17 protein-coding genes, 2 tRNA genes, 3 rRNA genes and 1 other annotated feature are annotated in these 21,251 nt (G+C 52.6%); of the genes, 5 read left to right on the forward strand and 17 right to left on the reverse strand.

From position 1 onward, the window contains the following. Positions 1-2: 2 nt before the first annotated feature. The 7 genes from ACMGG1_RS20085 to ACMGG1_RS20115 are packed head-to-tail and all read right to left on the reverse strand — an operon-like array spanning position 3 to position 4,346. Positions 3-347: a 3-hydroxyacyl-ACP dehydratase FabZ family protein gene (locus tag ACMGG1_RS20085; RefSeq protein ID WP_217330845.1), complete on the reverse strand. Its 345-nt coding sequence runs from the start codon at positions 345-347 to the stop codon at positions 3-5. Further along, positions 344-1,717 (reverse strand): AMP-binding protein, encoded by a 1,374-nt coding sequence (locus ACMGG1_RS20090; protein WP_414160974.1) that lies wholly within the window; start codon positions 1,715-1,717, stop codon positions 344-346. The genes ACMGG1_RS20085 and ACMGG1_RS20090 overlap by 4 nt, the downstream gene beginning before the upstream one ends. Next, the gene (locus ACMGG1_RS20095; RefSeq protein WP_414161460.1) at positions 1,684-2,241 is read right to left on the reverse strand and encodes a hypothetical protein; all 558 of its coding nucleotides are present in this window, start codon (positions 2,239-2,241) and stop codon (positions 1,684-1,686) included. The genes ACMGG1_RS20090 and ACMGG1_RS20095 overlap by 34 nt, the downstream gene beginning before the upstream one ends. A gap of 38 nt (positions 2,242-2,279) precedes the next feature. Next, the gene (locus tag ACMGG1_RS20100; protein WP_046374464.1) at positions 2,280-2,531 is read right to left on the reverse strand and encodes an acyl carrier protein; all 252 of its coding nucleotides are present in this window, start codon (positions 2,529-2,531) and stop codon (positions 2,280-2,282) included. A gap of 9 nt (positions 2,532-2,540) precedes the next feature. Further along, the gene (locus tag ACMGG1_RS20105; RefSeq protein WP_262244621.1) at positions 2,541-2,801 is read right to left on the reverse strand and encodes a phosphopantetheine-binding protein; all 261 of its coding nucleotides are present in this window, start codon (positions 2,799-2,801) and stop codon (positions 2,541-2,543) included. Between the two features lie 4 nt (positions 2,802-2,805). Continuing rightward, entirely contained in the window at positions 2,806-3,624 is an 819-nt protein-coding gene (locus ACMGG1_RS20110) for a lysophospholipid acyltransferase family protein (protein ID WP_262255053.1), read from the reverse strand. Then, on the reverse strand, positions 3,624-4,346 hold the full coding sequence (locus ACMGG1_RS20115) for a beta-ketoacyl synthase chain length factor (RefSeq protein ID WP_217330842.1): 723 nt from the start codon (positions 4,344-4,346) through the stop codon (positions 3,624-3,626). The genes ACMGG1_RS20110 and ACMGG1_RS20115 overlap by 1 nt, the downstream gene beginning before the upstream one ends. A 284-nt stretch (positions 4,347-4,630) precedes the next feature. Between ACMGG1_RS20115 and ACMGG1_RS20120 the strand changes: the two genes are divergently transcribed. Further along, positions 4,631-5,020, forward strand: a complete 390-nt coding sequence (locus ACMGG1_RS20120) for a hypothetical protein (RefSeq protein WP_115060041.1) — start codon at positions 4,631-4,633, stop codon at positions 5,018-5,020. Between the two features lie 188 nt (positions 5,021-5,208). Here ACMGG1_RS20120 and ACMGG1_RS20125 read toward each other — a convergent pair. The 8 genes from ACMGG1_RS20125 to rluD form a co-directional block, all read right to left on the reverse strand. Further along, positions 5,209-5,285, reverse strand: a tRNA-Asp gene (locus ACMGG1_RS20125). Between the two features lie 95 nt (positions 5,286-5,380). Beyond that, positions 5,381-5,496, reverse strand: a 5S ribosomal RNA gene (gene rrf, locus ACMGG1_RS20130). A 102-nt stretch (positions 5,497-5,598) separates the two neighbouring features. After that, positions 5,599-8,506, reverse strand: a 23S ribosomal RNA gene (locus ACMGG1_RS20135). A gap of 232 nt (positions 8,507-8,738) precedes the next feature. Beyond that, a tRNA-Glu gene (locus ACMGG1_RS20140) sits at positions 8,739-8,814 on the reverse strand. 145 nt (positions 8,815-8,959) lie between these two features. Next, positions 8,960-10,500: ribosomal RNA gene (locus ACMGG1_RS20145) — 16S ribosomal RNA — on the reverse strand. Together the 16S, 23S and 5S rRNA genes with 2 tRNA genes alongside form the textbook arrangement of a ribosomal RNA operon. Before the next feature lie 563 nt (positions 10,501-11,063). Then, positions 11,064-13,637 carry an ATP-dependent chaperone ClpB gene (gene clpB / locus ACMGG1_RS20150; RefSeq protein WP_020825302.1) on the reverse strand — a complete coding sequence of 858 codons (2,574 nt, stop codon included), beginning with the start codon at positions 13,635-13,637 and terminating at the stop codon, positions 11,064-11,066. A 130-nt stretch (positions 13,638-13,767) separates the two neighbouring features. Further along, positions 13,768-14,499, reverse strand: coding sequence for a purine nucleoside phosphorylase YfiH (gene yfiH, locus ACMGG1_RS20155; protein WP_128864978.1), 732 nt, complete (start codon positions 14,497-14,499; stop codon positions 13,768-13,770). Next, on the reverse strand, positions 14,499-15,476 hold the full coding sequence (gene rluD / locus ACMGG1_RS20160) for a 23S rRNA pseudouridine(1911/1915/1917) synthase RluD (protein WP_020825300.1): 978 nt from the start codon (positions 15,474-15,476) through the stop codon (positions 14,499-14,501). Before rluD ends, yfiH begins: the two co-directional genes overlap by 1 nt. Positions 15,477-15,607: 131 nt before the next feature. Between rluD and bamD the strand changes: the two genes are divergently transcribed. From bamD to pheA, 4 genes are all read left to right on the forward strand, one after another. Beyond that, a complete protein-coding gene (bamD, locus tag ACMGG1_RS20165; RefSeq protein WP_020825299.1) occupies positions 15,608-16,339 on the forward strand; it encodes an outer membrane protein assembly factor BamD in 732 nt (243 codons plus the stop codon). Between the two features lie 312 nt (positions 16,340-16,651). Continuing rightward, positions 16,652-16,993 (forward strand): ribosome-associated translation inhibitor RaiA, encoded by a 342-nt coding sequence (gene raiA, locus ACMGG1_RS20170; protein WP_020825298.1) that lies wholly within the window; start codon positions 16,652-16,654, stop codon positions 16,991-16,993. A 120-nt stretch (positions 16,994-17,113) separates the two neighbouring features. Then, positions 17,114-17,240 (forward strand) — a sequence feature (Phe leader region). Then, positions 17,115-17,162, forward strand: coding sequence for a pheA operon leader peptide PheL (gene pheL, locus ACMGG1_RS20175; RefSeq protein ID WP_187962929.1), 48 nt, complete (start codon positions 17,115-17,117; stop codon positions 17,160-17,162). Its footprint overlaps the feature before it by 48 nt. Before the next feature lie 42 nt (positions 17,241-17,282). Then, positions 17,283-18,440, forward strand: a complete 1,158-nt coding sequence (pheA, locus tag ACMGG1_RS20180) for a bifunctional chorismate mutase/prephenate dehydratase (protein WP_020825297.1) — start codon at positions 17,283-17,285, stop codon at positions 18,438-18,440. A gap of 43 nt (positions 18,441-18,483) precedes the next feature. Here pheA and tyrA read toward each other — a convergent pair whose 3' ends face one another. Both tyrA and ACMGG1_RS20190 read right to left on the reverse strand, forming a co-directional pair. Next, entirely contained in the window at positions 18,484-19,605 is a 1,122-nt protein-coding gene (tyrA, locus tag ACMGG1_RS20185; protein WP_130016208.1) for a bifunctional chorismate mutase/prephenate dehydrogenase, read from the reverse strand. A 6-nt stretch (positions 19,606-19,611) separates the two neighbouring features. Next, positions 19,612-20,685 carry a 3-deoxy-7-phosphoheptulonate synthase gene (locus ACMGG1_RS20190; protein WP_122077302.1) on the reverse strand — a complete coding sequence of 358 codons (1,074 nt, stop codon included), beginning with the start codon at positions 20,683-20,685 and terminating at the stop codon, positions 19,612-19,614. Positions 20,686-21,251 lie beyond the last annotated feature (566 nt).

A 21,251-nucleotide genomic window follows, 5' to 3' on the forward strand; every position in this document is an offset into this window, starting at 1 on the left:
GCTTACTGACATAACGAGATCTTGCCGCTGCTGGCGATCGCCTCACCGACGCGATAGCTGAACAACAGCTTGTGCCGTTCCGGTTGCCATTCGAGTTGCAGCAACACCCTCTGCCCCGGCAGTAACGGTTGTTGGAACTTGACCACCTCGATCCCTTTGAATCCGGCCTCGATAGCCAGCAGCTGACGGGCATACTGCATGACCCAGTTCAGTTGCGTGACCCCCGGCAGGATTGGATGCTGCGGAAAGTGGCCGCGAAACCAAAACAGTTCAGCGGGCAAATGCAGCTGCAGGCTGGCATGGGTAGCATCGCTCACCTGCCGTTGCAGCACCTCAGGTTGCATCATAAGAACAGCTCCTGTAGCTCAGCATAGGCGCGCTTGCCCTGCGGATTAAGCGGAATGGCATCGATAATGCGCCAACTGCGCGGCAGAGCCACCGGCTCCAGCCAGCCTCGCAGCGCCTGGTGCAGTTCACGGGTAAAAGCCCCTTCGGACAAGCTTTGTCGGCGGAGCTCGCCGTACGGAGATAGCACGACAACGGCCACCAGCAGCGTGCGCCCTCTTTGCTGCTGCGTTAGCACGGCAGCATCGGCAACCTCCGGCAAGGCCACCAGGCGACGTTCCACCTCGGTTAACGACAACCGTTTCTCTTCCAGCTTGATAATGCGGTCGGCGCGGCCATTTAACTGGAATTGTCGACCATCCGGCGCCAGTTCGATAATGTCGCTCAGCAACGTTTTACCCGTGTCAGGTATCAGGGGTGACATAACCTCAATCCGATTGTCTGAATCCACCTTTAACCTGACGCAAGCAAACGGCTGCCACAGGGCAATGTCCCGATTTTGCCTGCGCCAGGCCAGTGAACCGGTTTCCGTGGTACCGTAGATTTCCAGTGGCAATACCCCCAGCATTTGCCGGGCAAGCTGTGCTTCCACCTCGGATAACGGGCCGCCGGCGGAAAAAACCTCCGCGCACTCGGCGAGCGTCAAACGATTATCCAAACGCTTGAGCCATGCCGGGCTGCTGACAAACACCAAACGCCGGCCCTGATGTCGGGCAATCAACTGCTCTTGGTATTGCGTCAACTGCGCATCAAACGGCAGCCCTAAAGCCAGCGGCAGAAACAGCCGGAAGCTCAGGCCATACATATGCTGATGGGATACCGATGCGACGACGCGGCATCCTCGCAAGACGTCACCAAAAGCGGCTGCCAACAGTTCGCTTTCACGGTCCATGCAGGCGACGGATTTGCACACAGCCTGCGGTTGGCCGGTCGAGCCGGAAGTGTAAAGAATAAAACGAGGATCCTGAGGCCAGGCGGGTAGCGCGATATCCTCACAACCGCCCTCGCGCACCGCCAAAACGGGCACGCCAGGATCGAGAGGCAAATCGGTCAGTAGCGCATCGTAATCCGCTCGTTGCTCTTTGAGGATAGCTTCTCGCTGGTGACCAAAAATCACCGGCAGCCTGCCGGCATACAACGACGCCAGCAAGGCGACGGCAAAGCGATAGCTATCATCAAAGCACAGCGCCCAGCGGTGCTCTTCCCTACTCGCCAGTATCGCGGCCAATGCGGCAACGTCACGGCGAAATTGGCCGAGACAGAATAGCTGATCGCCACGCCAGGCGATCGGCACCGAATCATCGCGTTGCGTGCTGAGCCAGCGGTTCATTGGCAAACTCAGGCGTGCCGGATCCTTTTCCTGACTATCCATTCAATACTCATTAATGCCCCCATCAGCAGATAGCTGATGCCGCCGTTATACAGCGTCCAGAGTGTGATATCACCGGACAGACAGGTTGTCAGCGCTATCGCACCGTTAACAATAAAGAACCCGCACCACACCTGAGTCACCCGGCGAGTATAAGCAATGCCGGCAGCGTCCAACTGCGGTTCCGTTATACGGGCCAATCGCTCCACCACCGTAGGCGGGGCAAACAGCGAATAGGCAAACAGCAGCAGCAGTATTGCGTTGACCAGCACCGGGTAGTACAGCAACCAGTGGCTCTGCTTTAACGCCCAACTGGCGAGCGCCAGCAAGATGCCCACTAGGGCCAAGGCTTTTCCCAGCCACATCTGTTGGCGCAGTTTCCCGCGCAACATCAGCAGGCGCAAGCTAAAGACTCCCACCAACAACGGTGCCAGGAGAGCGGTTCCCCAATGCATCAGGCCGACCCAAACCGCCAGCGGATACAGCAACAGCACCAGCCATACTGCGCCCTGCAGCAACCGCAACATCGGGGTCAGCCAACGACTCTCCACCTTAGCCCGCAGCCTTAGCTTTCTGACTTCAGCAGTTCATCAATGGCGTCAACCACGTCTTGTACGGTTCGCACTGACTTGAACATTTCCGGTTTGATCTTTTTGCCGGTCGTTTTCTGCAGGTGCACCACCAGATCCACCGCATCGATGCTGTCTAGCTCCAGCTCTTCGTACAAACGGGACTCTGGCTTGATATCATCGGCGTCCAGCTCGAACAGCTTGACCAGAAGCGCTTGAATTTGCAGGTAAATTTCTTGCTTATCCATGAAAACCCCTTATTGGCTACGCTGTGCAGAAACAAACTTCGTCAGCGTTTCCACGGAATAAAAGTGTTGGCGCATATCCTGGCTTTCAGCCGACAGCACCACGCCGTAACGGTTTTTTAAAGCCAGCCCCAGTTCCAATGCATCAATGGAGTCCAGACCCAGTCCATCACCAAACAGCGGCGCTTCGGCGTCAATCTCCTCCGGTGTCATACCTTCAAGATTGAGCGTATCAATGATCAATTGCTTGATTTCGGTGCTCAATAAATTCATTACGCTATTTCTCATTATTTATAGGTTCTGACTGTAAAGCGTCAGTTAAATGCTGGGTTAATCTTCTTGCCGCAAGGGCGGGCGAAACATCATTTGCATGAATGAATGCGCGGGTGTCGATCTTATCCTGAACGGTGATCCGGAATTGCGGTTTTACCGCCGGGATCTTATACCATTTGCCTTGCTTCGTCAGCATGGGGGGGTGGCAGTGGATATGCACAATGCGGATGCTACATTGACCGCGCAGCGCAATATTGGCCGCTCCTCGCTGCAGTGCCAGAGCCTTGCCTGGTGTGGTGCGGGTGCCTTCCGGGAAGATTAAGATTGTCCCCCCGGCAGCCAGCCTTTGTCCGCACTGTTCCAACAATATATCCGACTGCGCATTGGCCAGATATCCGGCGGCCTTGATCACTCCGCTGACAAACACATTGCTCAGCAAAGCCTCTTTCACTATGCAGTCGCAACGTGGCATTTGCGAAGCCAATAACACGTAATCCAACAGGCTGGGATGATTGGCGATCACCAAACAGCCGGGATCTTCGCGAAAGCGCTCCGCATTGTCGAAATGGTAGTCCAGTACGCCGAAAAACCTCGTGGTAGCCAGGAAGAAACGGAAACTGTGGCGGATAGAACTTTGCGTCAGTTGGTTGCGACGAGCAGGATCACGCACTGCAAGACGCGTAAGATTAAACCAAACACCGGACAATAACAGACCGCCCAGGCCAAACAACGAGAAACAAAAACCCGTAGCTATCACCCGCCAACAACGGTTAAACCATGAGGATTGTTCCGGCGTATTTTCTGCAGGCATCGCCTTTTCCATCAGCGTCCCCACACCCAGTCATGCCGTTGGCCGGGGACCGTGAATGCATCATCAGCGCCAAGCCAACCGCGCAAGAATGCCAGACTCTGAGGTTCCTGAATGCAAGCCTGAACCTGCGCCGATTCAGCAACCTTGCAGTGTAACGAGCCACCGTTTTCCAGCAACAGGGCGATGGCATAAGGGAATGTATTTTCTGGCGCAAAGGGCAGATAGACATCCGGTACGGTACCGTCGAAATCAATTAATAACACCCGCTGCGCACTGCCCGTAGCTAACAAGGCCTGAGCCTCTATCATGCCCTGCTGAAAACTGTCCTCGCCGGCAGCCAACGAGGTGGTTGGCAAGGTATTCTTCGCTATAATCGTTAACCATCCCGCCGCCGTGTTATGCACCGACATGGCAAAATCCGTTGGCGATAGCGGTTGTTCCTGATGCAGGTGTTGAAGAATCTTGTGCGTCCGCTCCAGTTCACCATGCCGACTGGTAAAGATCGCCATATCTGCCCGGTAGTCCTTCAATAAGATCAGCCCGCTTTCTACTGCCAAACGCGTTCCGGCGCTCATTCGGCGTAGCGACATCATGGGGATATGAGAACAGGCAGGCAACGAGCCCTGATAATCGGAGGCAAGAAAGTCATCTGATGACCATTGACGCCATGCTTCACGCGTTCCACGATCGGGAGCCATTGCCCACCAACTGAGTATATTCATGTCGCCCGCCATTAATGGTATTACCGGTCAGAAAAGTTCCGTGGCTAAATCTATTATATTTAATCCTGGATTGCATTCCCAAAATTCCTATTTTTAGTTGAAATGCGCGATTAACCGATTAGAGTTATTTATCGACATAACGCCATGAGACTTGAGCGCAGAGGGAATTATCACAATGAAAAGCCGCAATATTTGTCGAAAATCTCCCGGAGGAGTATCTTATTGAGGGTAAGCATACATAACATCTCATGTATGAATATTACACATCTTAATAACGAACACTCATGGAAAAGAGTATGAAACCTTTAAAACTCATTTTAACTGGTGTATTCGCAGCGATTCTGGTCAGCGGCTGTGCAGGCACTGCGCCAGTAAAAAACGTCAGTCAAAACGTTGCAGGTAGCCACAGTAATGCGCAGGTGCGTCAGGCCATTCTCGCCGCAGGGCTTAACCGTGGTTGGATCATGAACCCAGTCAGTGACGGTGTGATCGATGGCAAGATCTTACTGCGTGGCCATAGCGCCGATATTCGTATAAATTACAATTCGAATAGTTATCAGATTAAGTATATTGCCAGCAGTAATATGGATGCCAAAGGCGGAAATATTCACCCGAATTATAACCGCTGGGTCGCCAACCTGGATAAAGATATTCAACTGGAACTGGCCCGTCAGAATATCAAATAACGATAAAGAAAAAGACTACCCGGCGAGAATAACATTGCCGGGTATATTATTCTTTATATTGGTGCACAATTCAGACAATGATTTATAAAAGCAGATTTTCACCGCATAAATCACGTAGTGATTTGGCTTTTCTTGAATTTTGCATATGAAAAAGCCCTGAGTCATAGACTCAGGGCTTATCAAATAAGTGGCGGAACGGACGGGGCTCGAACCCGCGACCCCCTGCGTGACAGGCAGGTATTCTAACCAACTGAACTACCGCTCCACCGATTCTTTTACGTCACATCTTTCGATGTGGGCAAAACCGCGCTTGGCGATCCTGCTCATTACCAGTTGTCAGGCTGATAACGTTTATTTGATGCCTGGCAGTGTCCTACTCTCGCATGGGGAGACCCCACACTACCATCGGCGCTACGGCGTTTCACTTCTGAGTTCGGCATGGGGTCAGGTGGGACCACCGCGCTATTGCCGCCAGGCAAATTCTGTTTCATTCCAACCGCCACTCCAGCAGCCATTGAAACCAATCTCGGAACTCGCTGAAAATCTCTACAATCTCTCTAAAACACCTTTGGTGTTGTAAGGTTAAGCCTCACGGATCATTAGTACTGGTTAGCTCAATGCATCGCTGCACTTACACACCCAGCCTATCAACGTCTTAGTCTTAAACGTTCCTTCAGGGGCCTTAAAGGCCCAGGGAAGACTCATCTCGAGGCAAGTTTCGCGCTTAGATGCTTTCAGCGCTTATCTTTTCCGCACTTAGCTACCGGGCAGTGCCATTGGCATGACAACCCGAACACCAGTGGTGCGTTCACTCCGGTCCTCTCGTACTAGGAGCAACCCCTCTCAATCTTCCAACGCCCACGGCAGATAGGGACCGAACTGTCTCACGACGTTCTAAACCCAGCTCGCGTACCACTTTAAATGGCGAACAGCCATACCCTTGGGACCTACTTCAGCCCCAGGATGTGATGAGCCGACATCGAGGTGCCAAACACCGCCGTCGATATGAACTCTTGGGCGGTATCAGCCTGTTATCCCCGGAGTACCTTTTATCCGTTGAGCGATGGCCCTTCCATTCAGAACCACCGGATCACTAAGACCTACTTTCGTACCTGCTCGAGCCGTCACTCTCGCAGTCAAGCTAGCTTATGCCTTTGCACTAACCTCACGATGTCCGACCGTGATTAGCTAACCTTCGTGCTCCTCCGTTACTCTTTGGGAGGAGACCGCCCCAGTCAAACTACCCACCAGACACTGTCCTCACCCCGGATCACGGGGCCGAGTTAGAACATCAAACATTAAAGGGTGGTATTTCAAGGTTGGCTCCACGCAGACTGGCGTCCACGCTTCAAAGCCTCCCACCTATCCTACACATCAAGGCTCAATGTTCAGTGTCAAGCTATAGTAAAGGTTCACGGGGTCTTTCCGTCTTGCCGCGGGTACACTGCATCTTCACAGCGAGTTCAATTTCACTGAGTCTCGGGTGGAGACAGCCTGGCCATCATTACGCCATTCGTGCAGGTCGGAACTTACCCGACAAGGAATTTCGCTACCTTAGGACCGTTATAGTTACGGCCGCCGTTTACTGGGGCTTCGATCAAGAGCTTCGCCTTGCGGCTGACCCCATCAATTAACCTTCCAGCACCGGGCAGGCGTCACACCGTATACGTCCACTTTCGTGTTTGCACAGTGCTGTGTTTTTATTAAACAGTTGCAGCCAGCTGGTATCTGCGACTGGCTTCAGCTCCGAGAGCAAGTCTCTTCACCTACGCGCCAGCGTGCCTTCTCCCGAAGTTACGGCACCATTTTGCCTAGTTCCTTCACCCGAGTTCTCTCAAGCGCCTTGGTATTCTCTACCTGACCACCTGTGTCGGTTTGGGGTACGATTCTGTGTTACCTGATGCTTAGAGGCTTTTCCTGGAAGCTTGGCATCAACTACTTCTGCACCGTAGTGCATCGTCATCACGCCTCAGGGTTGACAAGTAACCGGATTTACCAGGTCACTCCCCCTACACGCTTAAACCGGGACAACCGTCGCCCGGCTAGCCTAGCCTTCTCCGTCCCCCCTTCGCAGTAACACCGAGTACAGGAATATTAACCTGTTTCCCATCGACTACGCCTTTCGGCCTCGCCTTAGGGGTCGACTCACCCTGCCCCGATTAACGTTGGACAGGAACCCTTGGTCTTCCGGCGAGCGGGCTTTTCACCCGCTTTATCGTTACTTATGTCAGCATTCGCACTTCTGATACCTCCAGCAACCCTCACAGGCCACCTTCAACGGCTTACAGAACGCTCCCCTACCCAACAACGCCTAAGCGTCGCTGCCGCAGCTTCGGTGCATGGTTTAGCCCCGTTACATCTTCCGCGCAGGCCGACTCGACCAGTGAGCTATTACGCTTTCTTTAAATGATGGCTGCTTCTAAGCCAACATCCTGGCTGTCTATGCCTTCCCACATCGTTTCCCACTTAACCATGACTTTGGGACCTTAGCTGGCGGTCTGGGTTGTTTCCCTCTTCACGACGGACGTTAGCACCCGCCGTGTGTCTCCCGTGATAACATTCTTCGGTATTCGGAGTTTGCATCGGTTTGGTAAGCCGGGATGGCCCCCTAGCCGAAACAGTGCTCTACCCCCGAAGATGAGTTCACGAGGCGCTACCTAAATAGCTTTCGGGGAGAACCAGCTATCTCCCGGTTTGATTGGCCTTTCACCCCCAGCCACAAGTCATCCGCTAATTTTTCAACATTAGTCGGTTCGGTCCTCCAGTTAGTGTTACCCAACCTTCAACCTGCCCATGGCTAGATCACCGGGTTTCGGGTCTATACCTTGCAACTATTCGCCCAGTTAAGACTCGGTTTCCCTACGGCTCCCCTATACGGTTAACCTTGCTACAAAATATAAGTCGCTGACCCATTATACAAAAGGTACGCAGTCACACCACGAAGGTGCTCCCACTGCTTGTACGTACACGGTTTCAGGTTCTATTTCACTCCCCTCGCCGGGGTTCTTTTCGCCTTTCCCTCACGGTACTGGTTCACTATCGGTCAGTCAGGAGTATTTAGCCTTGGAGGATGGTCCCCCCATATTCAGACAGGATGTCACGTGTCCCGCCCTACTCATCGAACTCACAATTAATGCATTTTAGTGTACGGGACTATCACCCTTTACTGTGCGACTTTCCAGACGCTTCCACTAACACAAGAACTGATTCAGGTTCTGGGCTCATCCCCGTTCGCTCGCCGCTACTGGGGGAATCTCGGTTGATTTCTTTTCCTCGGGGTACTTAGATGTTTCAGTTCCCCCGGTTCGCCTCATACGACTATGTATTCATCGTATGATAGTGCAACGAATTGCACTGGGTTTCCCCATTCGGGTATCGCCGGTTATTACGGTTCATATCACCTTACCGACGCTTATCGCAGATTAGCACGCCCTTCATCGCCTCTGACTGCCTAGGCATCCACCGTGTACGCTTAGTCACTTAACCTCACAACCCGAAGGTGTTTCCACTTTCGTGCTGCTACATTTGAGAGACTCTATGACAGGTTAATCCTTACCCCAATACATCTACGGAGGGATAAGTTTCAGCTGTCATGTTTCAATTTTCAGCTTGTTCCAGATTGTTAAAGAGCAATATCTTAAACACGACTCGCAAGAGTCATCTTTAAGATGTTTTCGGTTCCAAGAACCGGTGATAATGTCTTTCACTCATTATCGGATGGCGTCCCCAAGGGGATTCGAACCCCTGTTACAGCCGTGAAAGGGCAGTGTCCTAGGCCTCTAGACGATGGGGACACGAAAATCCGATTAAACTGACTGTCTTAATCGGTTCGTATCAGCATGAGTCAGTGACTCATTACATCAACAGGTAGCGCTTTTGCTCATTACGTTTCTATCAGACAATCTGTGTGAGCACTTCACGCGAATCAATATCATTAGGTAAGGAGGTGATCCAACCGCAGGTTCCCCTACGGTTACCTTGTTACGACTTCACCCCAGTCATGAATCACAAAGTGGTAAGCGCCCTCCCGAAGGTTAAGCTACCTACTTCTTTTGCAACCCACTCCCATGGTGTGACGGGCGGTGTGTACAAGGCCCGGGAACGTATTCACCGTAGCATTCTGATCTACGATTACTAGCGATTCCGACTTCACGGAGTCGAGTTGCAGACTCCGATCCGGACTACGACGTACTTTATGAGGTCCGCTTGCTCTCGCGAGTTCGCTTCTCTTTGTATACGCCATTGTAGCACGTGTGTAGCCCTACTCGTAAGGGCCATGATGACTTGACGTCATCCCCACCTTCCTCCGGTTTATCACCGGCAGTCTCCTTTGAGTTCCCGCCATTACGCGCTGGCAACAAAGGATAAGGGTTGCGCTCGTTGCGGGACTTAACCCAACATTTCACAACACGAGCTGACGACAGCCATGCAGCACCTGTCTCAGAGTTCCCGAAGGCACTAAGCTATCTCTAGCGAATTCTCTGGATGTCAAGAGTAGGTAAGGTTCTTCGCGTTGCATCGAATTAAACCACATGCTCCACCGCTTGTGCGGGCCCCCGTCAATTCATTTGAGTTTTAACCTTGCGGCCGTACTCCCCAGGCGGTCGACTTAACGCGTTAGCTCCGGAAGCCACGCCTCAAGGGCACAACCTCCAAGTCGACATCGTTTACAGCGTGGACTACCAGGGTATCTAATCCTGTTTGCTCCCCACGCTTTCGCACCTGAGCGTCAGTCTTTGTCCAGGGGGCCGCCTTCGCCACCGGTATTCCTCCAGATCTCTACGCATTTCACCGCTACACCTGGAATTCTACCCCCCTCTACAAGACTCTAGCTTGCCAGTTTCAAATGCAGTTCCCACGTTAAGCGCGGGGATTTCACATCTGACTTAACAAACCGCCTGCGTGCGCTTTACGCCCAGTAATTCCGATTAACGCTTGCACCCTCCGTATTACCGCGGCTGCTGGCACGGAGTTAGCCGGTGCTTCTTCTGCGAGTAACGTCAATGCAATGTGCTATTAACACACTACCCTTCCTCCTCGCTGAAAGTGCTTTACAACCCGAAGGCCTTCTTCACACACGCGGCATGGCTGCATCAGGCTTGCGCCCATTGTGCAATATTCCCCACTGCTGCCTCCCGTAGGAGTCTGGACCGTGTCTCAGTTCCAGTGTGGCTGGTCATCCTCTCAGACCAGCTAGGGATCGTCGCCTAGGTGAGCCATTACCCCACCTACTAGCTAATCCCATCTGGGCACATCTGATGGCATGAGGCCCGAAGGTCCCCCACTTTGGTCCGTAGACGTTATGCGGTATTAGCTACCGTTTCCAGTAGTTATCCCCCTCCATCAGGCAGTTTCCCAGACATTACTCACCCGTCCGCCGCTCGTCACCCAGGAGCAAGCTCCCTGTGCTACCGCTCGACTTGCATGTGTTAGGCCTGCCGCCAGCGTTCAATCTGAGCCATGATCAAACTCTTCAATTAAAAGCTTGATTTGCTTCAACTCGTGAAGCGATGCTCGAAAATAACTTTCGTAATAATTCAACTAAATGAATTACTGCTTGGTCACTCTTCAAGACTTGATATTTTTTTGAACCCGAAGGTTCTGGATATCGTCTTGTGGAGTGCCCACACAGATTGTCTGATAAATTGTTAAAGAGCAGTGAGTTAGGTTGCTAACTCGAGGTGGCGTATATTACGCTTTTCACCTAAAGAGTCAAGCTTTTTTCTTATTAAGAAACGGTGTTTTCACCGGCTTGAATCTTTCTGGCTGGGCGACTGGTTCTCGTTAGATGAGTCGTTGTTCCCGGTCAGTGGAGGCGCATTATAGGGAGTTCTCAGAAGGCCGCAACCCCTAAATGCAAAAAACTTTTCAAGCGCTCAAATAACCACCAATAAAGCCATTTTAGGATATTTATTAGACGAAATTACGGGATTTTAGCGCCATTGCCAGGGCAAACAGCTTAAACCCAACCAAAGCCGATAAAAAAAGGGAGCGGTCGCCCGCTCCCTTTTATCGTAATCACTATATAGATAATAGATAGCCGTTACTGTTTGGCGACGATATGCTCGTCTTCGACATCCAGCGTCACCGGTATACCCGGGATCAGCTTGCCGGAAAGGATTTGCTGCGCCAGCGGGTTCTCGATCTCCTGCTGAATAGCTCGTTTCAGTGGACGAGCCCCATACACAGGATCGAAACCGGTTTTGCCCAACAGCTCCAACGCCGGTTCGGTCATAGTCACTTCGTAACCACGCTCTTCCAAACGTTTGTACAGACGTGCCAACTGAATCTTGGCGATCTCGGCGATGTGTTTCTGACCGAGCGGGTGGAACACTACCACCTCATCTATACGGTTGATGAATTCCGGGCGGAAGTGGTGCGTTACCATTTCCATTACCGATTCTTTCATCTGCGTATAGTTCATCTGACCAAAGTGTTCCTGGATCAGATCAGACCCCAGGTTGGAAGTCATGATCACCACCGTATTGCGGAAATCGACGGTACGGCCTTGACCATCGGTCAGGCGGCCATCATCCAATACCTGCAGCAGGATGTTGAACACATCCGGGTGCGCTTTCTCCACTTCATCCAGCAGGATCACTGAATAAGGTCTGCGACGCACTGCCTCGGTCAGATAACCGCCCTCTTCATAACCGACATAACCTGGAGGCGCCCCCACCAGCCGCGATACCGAATGTTTCTCCATAAACTCGGACATATCGATACGCACCATAGCGTCGTCGCTGTCGAACAGGAACGAAGCCAACGCTTTACACAGTTCGGTTTTACCTACCCCGGTCGGACCGAGGAACAGGAACGAACCGATAGGTCGGTTCGGATCTGACAGCCCGGCACGGCTACGACGGATCGCGTTGGATACCGCGCTCACCGCTTCGTTCTGGCCAATGACCCGCGAATGCAGCTCTTGTTCCAGACGTAACAGCTTATCCCGTTCGCCTTCCAGCATTCTGGCGACAGGAATACCGGTAGCGCGCGCCAGCACTTCAGCGATTTCTGCGTCGGTCACCCGGTTACGCAGCAGTTTCATAGTCTTGCCTTCGGCCAGCGTGGCAGCGGCAAGCTGTTTTTCCAGCTCTGGGATCTTGCCGTACTGCAGCTCCGACATCCGCCCCAGGTCGCCAACGCGACGCGCCTGCTCCAGGCTGATTTTGGCCTGCTCAAGATCCGCTTTAATATTTTGCGTGCCGGAGAGCGAAGCTTTTTCCGCTTTCCACTCTTCTTCCAGCTCTGAATACTCGCGTTCTTTCTGCTCCAGCTCACCGCTCAGCATTTCCAGGCGTTTCTTGCTGGCGTCGTCCGACTCTTTACTCAAGGCCTGCTGCTCCAGCTTGAGCTGAATAATCCGGCGCTCAAGGCGATCGAGCGATTCCGGCTTGGAGTCCATCTGCATGCGAATGCTGGACGCCGCCTCATCAATCAGGTCAATGGCCTTATCCGGCAGTTGACGATCGGAAATATAGCGGTGCGACAGCGTCGCCGCCGCAACGATTGCCGGGTCGGTGATCTGCACGTGGTGATGCAGTTCATAACGTTCTTTCAAACCGCGCAAGATAGCGATGGTGTCTTCAACACTGGGTTCGGCGACAAACACTTTCTGGAAACGACGTTCAAGCGCCGCGTCCTTCTCTATATATTGACGATATTCGTCGAGAGTTGTCGCGCCGACACAGTGAAGCTCCCCGCGTGCCAACGCAGGTTTCAACATATTGCCCGCATCCATCGCACCATCGGCTTTACCTGCACCAACCATTGTGTGCAGCTCATCTATAAACAGGATGACGCTGCCTTCCTGTTTAGACAGATCGCTCAAAACGGCTTTCAGACGCTCTTCAAACTCGCCGCGATATTTAGCACCAGCGATCAACGCCCCCATATCGAGGGACAACACGCGCTTATGCTTCAAACCTTCCGGCACTTCGCCATTGATGATGCGCTGAGCCAGGCCTTCGACGATGGCGGTTTTACCCACGCCAGGTTCGCCGATCAACACAGGGTTGTTTTTGGTACGACGTTGCAGCACCTGAATGGTACGGCGTATCTCTTCGTCACGGCCGATAACCGGGTCCAGTTTGCCCTGCTCAGCACGCTCGGTCAGATCGATAGTGTATTTCTTCAACGCCTGACGTTGGTCTTCAGCACCTTGATCTTCCACGCTATCACCGCCTCGCATTTGCTCAATGGCCTTACTGATTTTATCGGTCGTTGCACCGGCTGCTTTCAACAGATCGGTCAAGTTACCGCGATCTTCAAGCACCGCCAGAACAAAGAGTTCGGATGAGATAAATTTGTCCGCCCGCTTTTGTGCCAGCTTGTCGCACAAATTCAGGACACGCACCAGCTCATGCGACGGTTGAACGTCACCACCGGTACCTTCAACTTGAGGCAGACGAGACAAGGCCTGTTCGATCTCGGTGCGCACGCGCCCAGCATCGATACCGGCAGAAGTTAATAATGGGCGAACCGTGCCCCCATCCTGATTGAGCAGAGCGCTCATCAGATGTAACGGTTCAATAAATTGGTTGTCGCGCCCAAGGGCTAGAGATTGGGCATCGGCGAGGGCAAGCTGGAATTTGTTAGTAAGACGATCCAGACGCATAACACCTCCAAGATTGGTCGAAATTGCTACTGGAGATTAAATGAGGTCATCCCTCAAATTTTCAAGGTTATTTCGACTGTATATTTTCGGTACTACATCATGCGCCGTTGGACCGTCCTAATTCAATAGGTTATATCAGCCAGATTAAACTTGCCAGACGTCCGGTTATTCCGTCGCGTCGATAGGAGAAAAAATGACTGATTTCGCTCACCGTACAACGGTCTCCGCCATAGATAGCATGAACCCCTGCGCGTTGTAGACGCTGACGAGCCAGTAAATAGATATCTGCGAGGTATTTATCGCCGCGAGGGGCAAAAGCCAGCTCAGCGCCGGGATCAACAGCAATAAATGCCGCGCGGACCTCCGGCCCTACCTCAAACTGCTGCGGGCCGATCGCCGGGCCGAGCCAAACGCTGATGCCTGCAGGCTGAGTGGAAAACGCCGCTAAAGTCTGCTCCAGCACGCCGTTGCACAATCCACGCCAACCGGCATGAGCTGCAGCGACTTCATCACCAGACTGCGAGCAGAATAAAACCGGCAAGCAGTCTGCTGTCATCACTGCGCACACCTGCCCTGACACATTGCTGTAAACCGCGTCCGCTTGCAAATCGACAGGCGTTTGCCCATCCAGTCGCACCACGCGCGTGCCATGCACTTGCTCCAGCCAGACTGGCATCTGCGGCAGGTTCGCCGCCGCGACCAGACGTTGACGGTTATCCGCCACCGCCTGAGTCTCGTCACCCACGTGAGTGCCGAGATTGAGCGAACCGTACGGCGGCCGACTTACGCCACCGTTACGGGTGCTGCTGCAGGCTTTTACCCCTGCAGGCAGTGGCCAATCGGGCAAGATAAGCGAATCCATTACCAGTTCATCTGATCTTTGAATTCTTCGGTATCGAGCTTCAGTGCGTTAATCAGATCGACCATATCCTGCGGCAGCGGCGCATGCCACTCCATCTGGATACCGCTGATCGGATGATATAAACGCAGCATGGTGGCGTGCAGTGCCTGGCGATCGAAACCGCGCAGTGTGGCAATGAATGCCTCCGAAGCCCCTTTTGGCGGACGTGGACGACCACCGTACAGCTGATCGCCCACCAGCGGGTGGTTAATGTGCGACATATGCACACGGATCTGGTGGGTACGGCCGGTTTCCAGACGCAGACGCAGGCGAGTGTGCGCGCGGAAGTGTTCCATAATGCGGTAATGCGTCACCGCCGGTTTCCCCATCGGGTGCACCGCCATGTGGGTACGTTTGGTCGAATGGCGCGAAATCGGCTCTTCGACGGTACCGCCGGCGGTCATGGTACCGATGGCGACAGCTTCGTATTCACGGGTGATTTCACGTGCCTGCAACGCTTCTACCAACCGGGTCTGCGCCGGAACGGTTTTCGCCACTACCATCAGGCCGGTCGTGTCCTTGTCCAAACGGTGCACGATACCGGCACGCGGTACGTCGGCGATTTCAGGATAGTAATGCAGCAACGCATTGAGCACCGTGCCGTCCGGGTTACCGGCGCCAGGATGCACAACCAGGTCGCGCGGCTTGTTGATGACCAAAATGTCGCTGTCTTCGTAGACGATATTCAGCGCGATGTCCTGCGGTTCCCAACGGGCCTCTTCTTCTATCTGTGCATCAATGGCGACCGTCTCTCCCCCCAGCACCTTCTCTTTCGGTTTGTTTATCGTTTTGCCATTGACCTGCACCCGATCGTCCAGGATCCAATCTTTTATGCGAGATCGTGAATAATCAGGGAACAATTCGGCCAAAGCCTGATCTAAACGTTGTCCGAGTTGAGATTCGGCCACCGTTGCGGTGAGTTGTACTTGTTGTGCCATATGCAGCTTCTTCGTTAACGTTGGGTTTTCACGGCGATGCCGTTTAATATAATGTGCTATTGTAACTGGTCTTTGTCGGGAGCTTAACGGACAGTCTCCCGGAATAACACCCTGAGGATAATCAAAACGTCATGACGCGTATGAAATATCTGGTGGCGGCAGCCACGTTGAGCCTGGCGCTGGCAGGTTGCTCCACATCCAAGGATGCGGTTCCCGACAACCCGCCTTCGGAAATCTATGCTACTGCCCAGCAAAAACTGCAGGACGGTAACTTTAAGGGCGCGATTACGCAACTCGAAGCGTTGGATAACCGCTATCCTTTCGGACCCTACTCTCAGCAGGTACAGTTGGACCTGATTTATGCCTACTATAAATCTGCCGATTTACCTATGGCTCAGGCATCTATCGATCGTTTCATGCGTCTGAACCCAACGCACCCAAACATCGACTACGTGATGTATATGCGTGGCCTGACCGATATGGCGTTGGATGACAGTGCACTGCAAGGCTTCTTCGGGGTCGATCGTTCAGACCGCGATCCACAGCATGCTCGCGCTGCATTTCGCGATTTCAGCCAGCTGATTCAGCAGTACCCGAACAGCCAGTATGTAACCGATGCCAACAAGCGTCTGGTGTATCTAAAAGACCGCCTGGCCAAGTATGAGCTTTCGGTGGTGGAATACTACACTAAACGCGGTGCCTACGTCGCGGTCGTTAATCGTGCTGAACAGATGCTGCGTGAATTCCCTGATACTCAAGCGACGCGCGACGCGCTGCCGCTGATGGAAAATGCGTACAAGCAGTTGCAACTGAACGGCCAGGCCGACAAAGTGGCCAAAGTGATTAGCGCCAACCCGGCATAGTCTGATGGGTAACGGCAGGAAAACAAAACGGCAGCTTCGGCTGCCGTTTTTATTTGCTGTAAATTCACCCAGACCCGGATAAATACACAAGCAAAAACACGATGTTAGCAAGACTGCAACACCGCTTATCCTTTCAATAATGCGCGTTCCGCTTCCAAGACTCAAGCGTTAGATGGCCATTTCAGATGCTGAATCACAGATTGAACTAACTTTGCAAAAAGTGACAAAAAAACGTGATTTTCATCACGCATTTCAGCAAAAAGCGGGGTATGCTGGACTCATCCAAGACGGAAAGACAGAGAGGTAAGTTATATGACATTGAACATTACCAGCAAACAAATGGATATCACTCCCGCAATCCGCAGTCACGTCGAAGACCGTCTCACCAAACTGGAAAAATGGCAGGCCCAACTGATTAACCCGCATATCGTCTTATCCAAAGAACCGAAAGGGTTTGTTGCCGACGCCACCATTACCACACCTAACGGCCCGCTGGTCGCCAGCGCAAAACATGAAGACATGTATACCGCCGTTAACGAACTGATCGCCAAGCTGGAGCGTCAGTTGAACAAGGTGCAGCACAAAGGCGAAGCACGCCGTGCCGCCGCCAGCGTGAAGGACATCGTTCCGGAAGTGGAGCCGGAACAGGAATAACCGTTTAGCGGCTGTTTCACATCAAACGCGCCTGAGGGCGCGTTTTTTGTCTGGTTTTTTTATTGACGAGATAAAAACCTGCGGTTACTTTAAAACCTGTCTCACACACTTTGGATAGTACATGGTCCGTAAACCGTTTTTCTTCGCATTCTTTTTTACCTTCCCCTGATTGGGAGGCGTTTCGTCGTGTGATAAAGAATGCGAAGACGAACAGCAAAGCCTCCTGAAATCAGGGGGCTTTTTTTATGGCTATTTTACGACGTATAAAAATATAAGGCAGAAGCTGATTATGACCGACAACCCGTTACTCGTGCTGCGCCAACGCATCAGCGCACTGGATCTTAAACTGCTGTCCTTGCTGGCAGAACGCCGTGAGCTGGCGGTAGAGGTAGGTAAAACCAAGTTGCACTCTCATCGGCCAATCCGTGATAAAGAGCGTGAACGCGACCTGCTGGACGCCCTGATCGCCGCAGCCAAGCCGTACGATCTGGACGGATTCTACGTCACCCGTCTGTTTCAACTGATTATCGAAGACTCCGTACTGACTCAGCAGGCGCTGTTGCAGCACCAGCTCAATCAAATCAGCCAGCATTCTGCCCGCATCGCTTTCCTTGGCCCGAAAGGCTCTTATTCGCACCTGGCAGCCCGCCAATACGCCGCTCGCCATTTCGATCAGTTGATCGAGTGCGGCTGCCAGAAATTCCAGGATATCTTCACCCAGGTTGAAACCGGCCAGGCGGATTACGCCATCCTGCCGATCGAAAACACCAGCTCCGGCTCGATTAATGACGTTTACGACCTGCTGCAACACACCAGTTTGTCGATCGTCGGCGAACTGACTAACCCTATCGATCACTGTGTGCTGATCGCCAGCGATACTGACCTTGATCAGATCGAAACCGTATATAGCCACCCGCAACCTTTCCAACAGTGCAGCCAGTTCATTAATCGCTACCCGCACTGGAAAATCGAATACTGTGAAAGCACCGCTGCGGCAATGGAAAAAGTGGCAAAGTTGAACTCGCCAAAAGCGGCGGCGCTGGGCAGCGAAGCCGGCGGTGCACTCTATGGCCTGCAGGTACTGGAACATAACCTGGCCAATCAGCAGCAGAACATTACCCGCTTTATCGTATTGGCGCGCAAGGCTATCGAAGTTTCCGAGCAGGTGCCCGCTAAGACCACGCTGATTATGGCCACCGGCCAGCAGTCGGGTGCCTTGGTGGAAGCGCTGCTGGTACTACGCGACAACGGCATCATCATGACCAAGCTGGAATCGCGCCCGATTAACGGCAACCCGTGGGAAGAGATGTTTTATATCGATGTGCAGGCTAACCTGCGTTCTGAGGCGATGCAGAAGGCATTGAGAGATCTGACGCCAATCACCCGCTCGCTGAAGGTGCTGGGGTGTTACCCGAGCGACACCGTGGTGCCAGTCAATCCGTCCTGAATACCATTAAAAAGGGTTCGGCATAACCGAACCCTTATCATTATTATTGGCGACTGTCATTCGCCTGACGTAGCAGCGAACGGCTTTCCACCAGGAAACGTTGCGCATAGTCGCCAAACCAATGTTCGACCTTCTGAAAGCTTTGGATAAACGCCTGTTTATCGCCCTGCTCCAACAGTTTTATTGCCTCACCAAACCGCTGATAGTAACGCTTGATCAGCGCAATGTTCTCTTCGGAAGACATAATGATATCCGCGTACAGCTGCGGGTCTTGAGCAAACAGCCGCCCGACCATCGCCAACTCCAGCCGATAGATCGGTGAAGAAAGGGCCAGCAACTGCTCCAACTGCACGTTTTCCTCCGCCAGATGCAAACCATAAGCAAAGGTCGCAAAGTGGCGCAGGGCTTGAATAAACGCCATGTTCTGATCGTGCTCAACCGCGCTGATACGGTGCAAACGCGCCCCCCATACCTGCAGCTGTTCTAGCAACCATTGGTAGGCTTGCGGTTCGCGGCCATCGCAATAGACCACCACCTGCTTGGCTACGCTGCCTACGTCTGGGCCAAACATGGGATGCAGCCCCACCACGGGGCCGCTGTGCGCCGCCAGCATGGCATTCAACGGGCGATTTTTTACCGAGGCCAGATCAACCAGAATACAGTCCGCCGGCAGCGGCGGTAACCGCTCAATCACCTGTTCGGTGACGTGAATAGGGACGCTGACAATCACCATTCCGGCATCGGCAAGCAGCGTATCAGCCTGATTCCAGTCTTCCTGGTCCAACACTTTGACCTGGTAACCGGACAGCGTCAGCAAGCGATTAAACAACCGCCCCATTTGACCGTTGCCGCCGATAATGACGATCGGGCGCAGTTGCGGATGTAGCGTTTTAAAGCCTTTGTCGTTCTCGCTGACGTAAGACTCGCGCATCACCCTGCGCAGCACGTCCTCAATCAAATCGGGCGGCACACCCAGGTTTTCCGCTTCTTGACGCCGTGAGGCCAGCATCGCCGCCTCACGCTCTGGAACATACACCGGTAAGCCGTGGTGGCTTTTAACCTCTCCCACTTCCGCCACCAACTGCAGGCGTTTAGCCAGCAGCTCCAGCAGCGCCTTATCCACTTCGTCGATTTGATCGCGCAACGCGGTCAGTTCAGCCACCATAACTTACTACTCTCCAGTGCGTGCCGTCAGCGCGGTGCCGAGTTCCTGGTGCATATGGCGCAACAGCGTCTCTGTACTTTCCCAGTTAATACAGGCGTCGGTAACAGAAACCCCATAGCGCATATCTGCACGCGGTTGCTCAGAAGACTGGCTGCCTTCGTGCAAGTGGCTTTCCAGCATGATGCCGGTGATCGAACGGTTACCCGCTTTGATCTGCTCTACCACGGACTCGGCAACCGCCGGTTGACGGCGATAGTCTTTATTCGAGTTGCCATGGCTGCAATCTATCATCAAGGACGGGTGGAGTCCCGCATCCAGCATCTGTTTTTCACAGGCCGCCACGTCCTCAGCGCTGTAGTTTGGCGTTTTACCACCGCGCAGGATCACATGGCCATCAGGGTTACCCTGCGTCTGCAGCAGGCACACTTGCCCAGCCTGATTTATACCGACAAAACGGTGTGGCATTGCTGCGGCGCGCATAGCATTGATCGCCGTGCCCAAGCTGCCGTCGGTACCGTTTTTGAAACCTACCGGCATTGACAGCCCTGAAGCCATCTCACGGTGAGTTTGCGATTCAGTCGTGCGCGCACCAATCGCTGACCAGCTGAACAAATCGCCCAGGTATTGCGGACTGTTCGGATCCAACGCTTCGGTCGCCAACGGCAAGCCCATACCAACCAGATCCAGCAGCAGGCGACGCGCAATGTGCAGACCTGCTTCAACGTCAAACGAACCGTCCATGTATGGGTCGTTAATCAGACCTTTCCAGCCGACGGTGGTACGAGGTTTTTCAAAATAGACACGCATAACGATATACAGCTGATCGCTCAATTCAGCTGACAGGGTTTTCAAATGACGGGCGTAATCAAGTGCCGCATCCGGGTCGTGAATAGAACAAGGTCCGCATACCACCAGCAGGCGATGATCGCGCCCCTGCAGAATATCGGCGATGGTTTTGCGTGCCGTGGCGATTTCATTCTCGTCGCTGGCACTAAGCGGAAACTGGTTCTTCAGCTCTTCCGGAGTAATCAGAATCTGTTCTGCACTGATATGAACGTTATTGAGCGCGTCTTTTTGCATGATGCTATTCCTGTCGTTTGCCGTTATGCGTAAGCGTTGATAGAACATTGAGCGTTTCAGGTTCTTACCCTACCACGAAATGTAAAGATTTCAATCCATTTGGTGTAAATAAAAAATTACCACAAATAAAAAGCGCTAAATAAGTCATAGAAAAACCAGAATAAATAACTTAACACAATGATTATTAATGATTTTTAAGACTCTCAACCACACGAGACTTCCTTGCACACCAAAATGCTAAAACCCGACAAAATCGTAAATAATTCGATACACTAGAAACGCAACGACCCACATGCCTCATCCACCGAACGTTCAAAAGCCTGAGGTTTACCCTTTCCACCGCAAGAACCTTAACGGGTAAATCAAATCACCTAAAAATTAAACAACTGAAACACAAATAACAAACAATAAACCGGCAATTTATTTTCAATTACTTTCATCTATTAATTAAAATACAAAAATATGAGTAAAACTTATTGAATAAATATTGCGGAACTTCACAGTTATCGCGCGAAAAATAAATAATTATGGTGCTATTCGTTCGCACCTCTTTAGGGTTAATCTGC

The organism is Serratia sp. BNK-12 (assembly GCF_047456085.1).
Taxonomy (GTDB): Bacteria; Pseudomonadota; Gammaproteobacteria; order Enterobacterales; family Enterobacteriaceae; genus Serratia; species Serratia liquefaciens.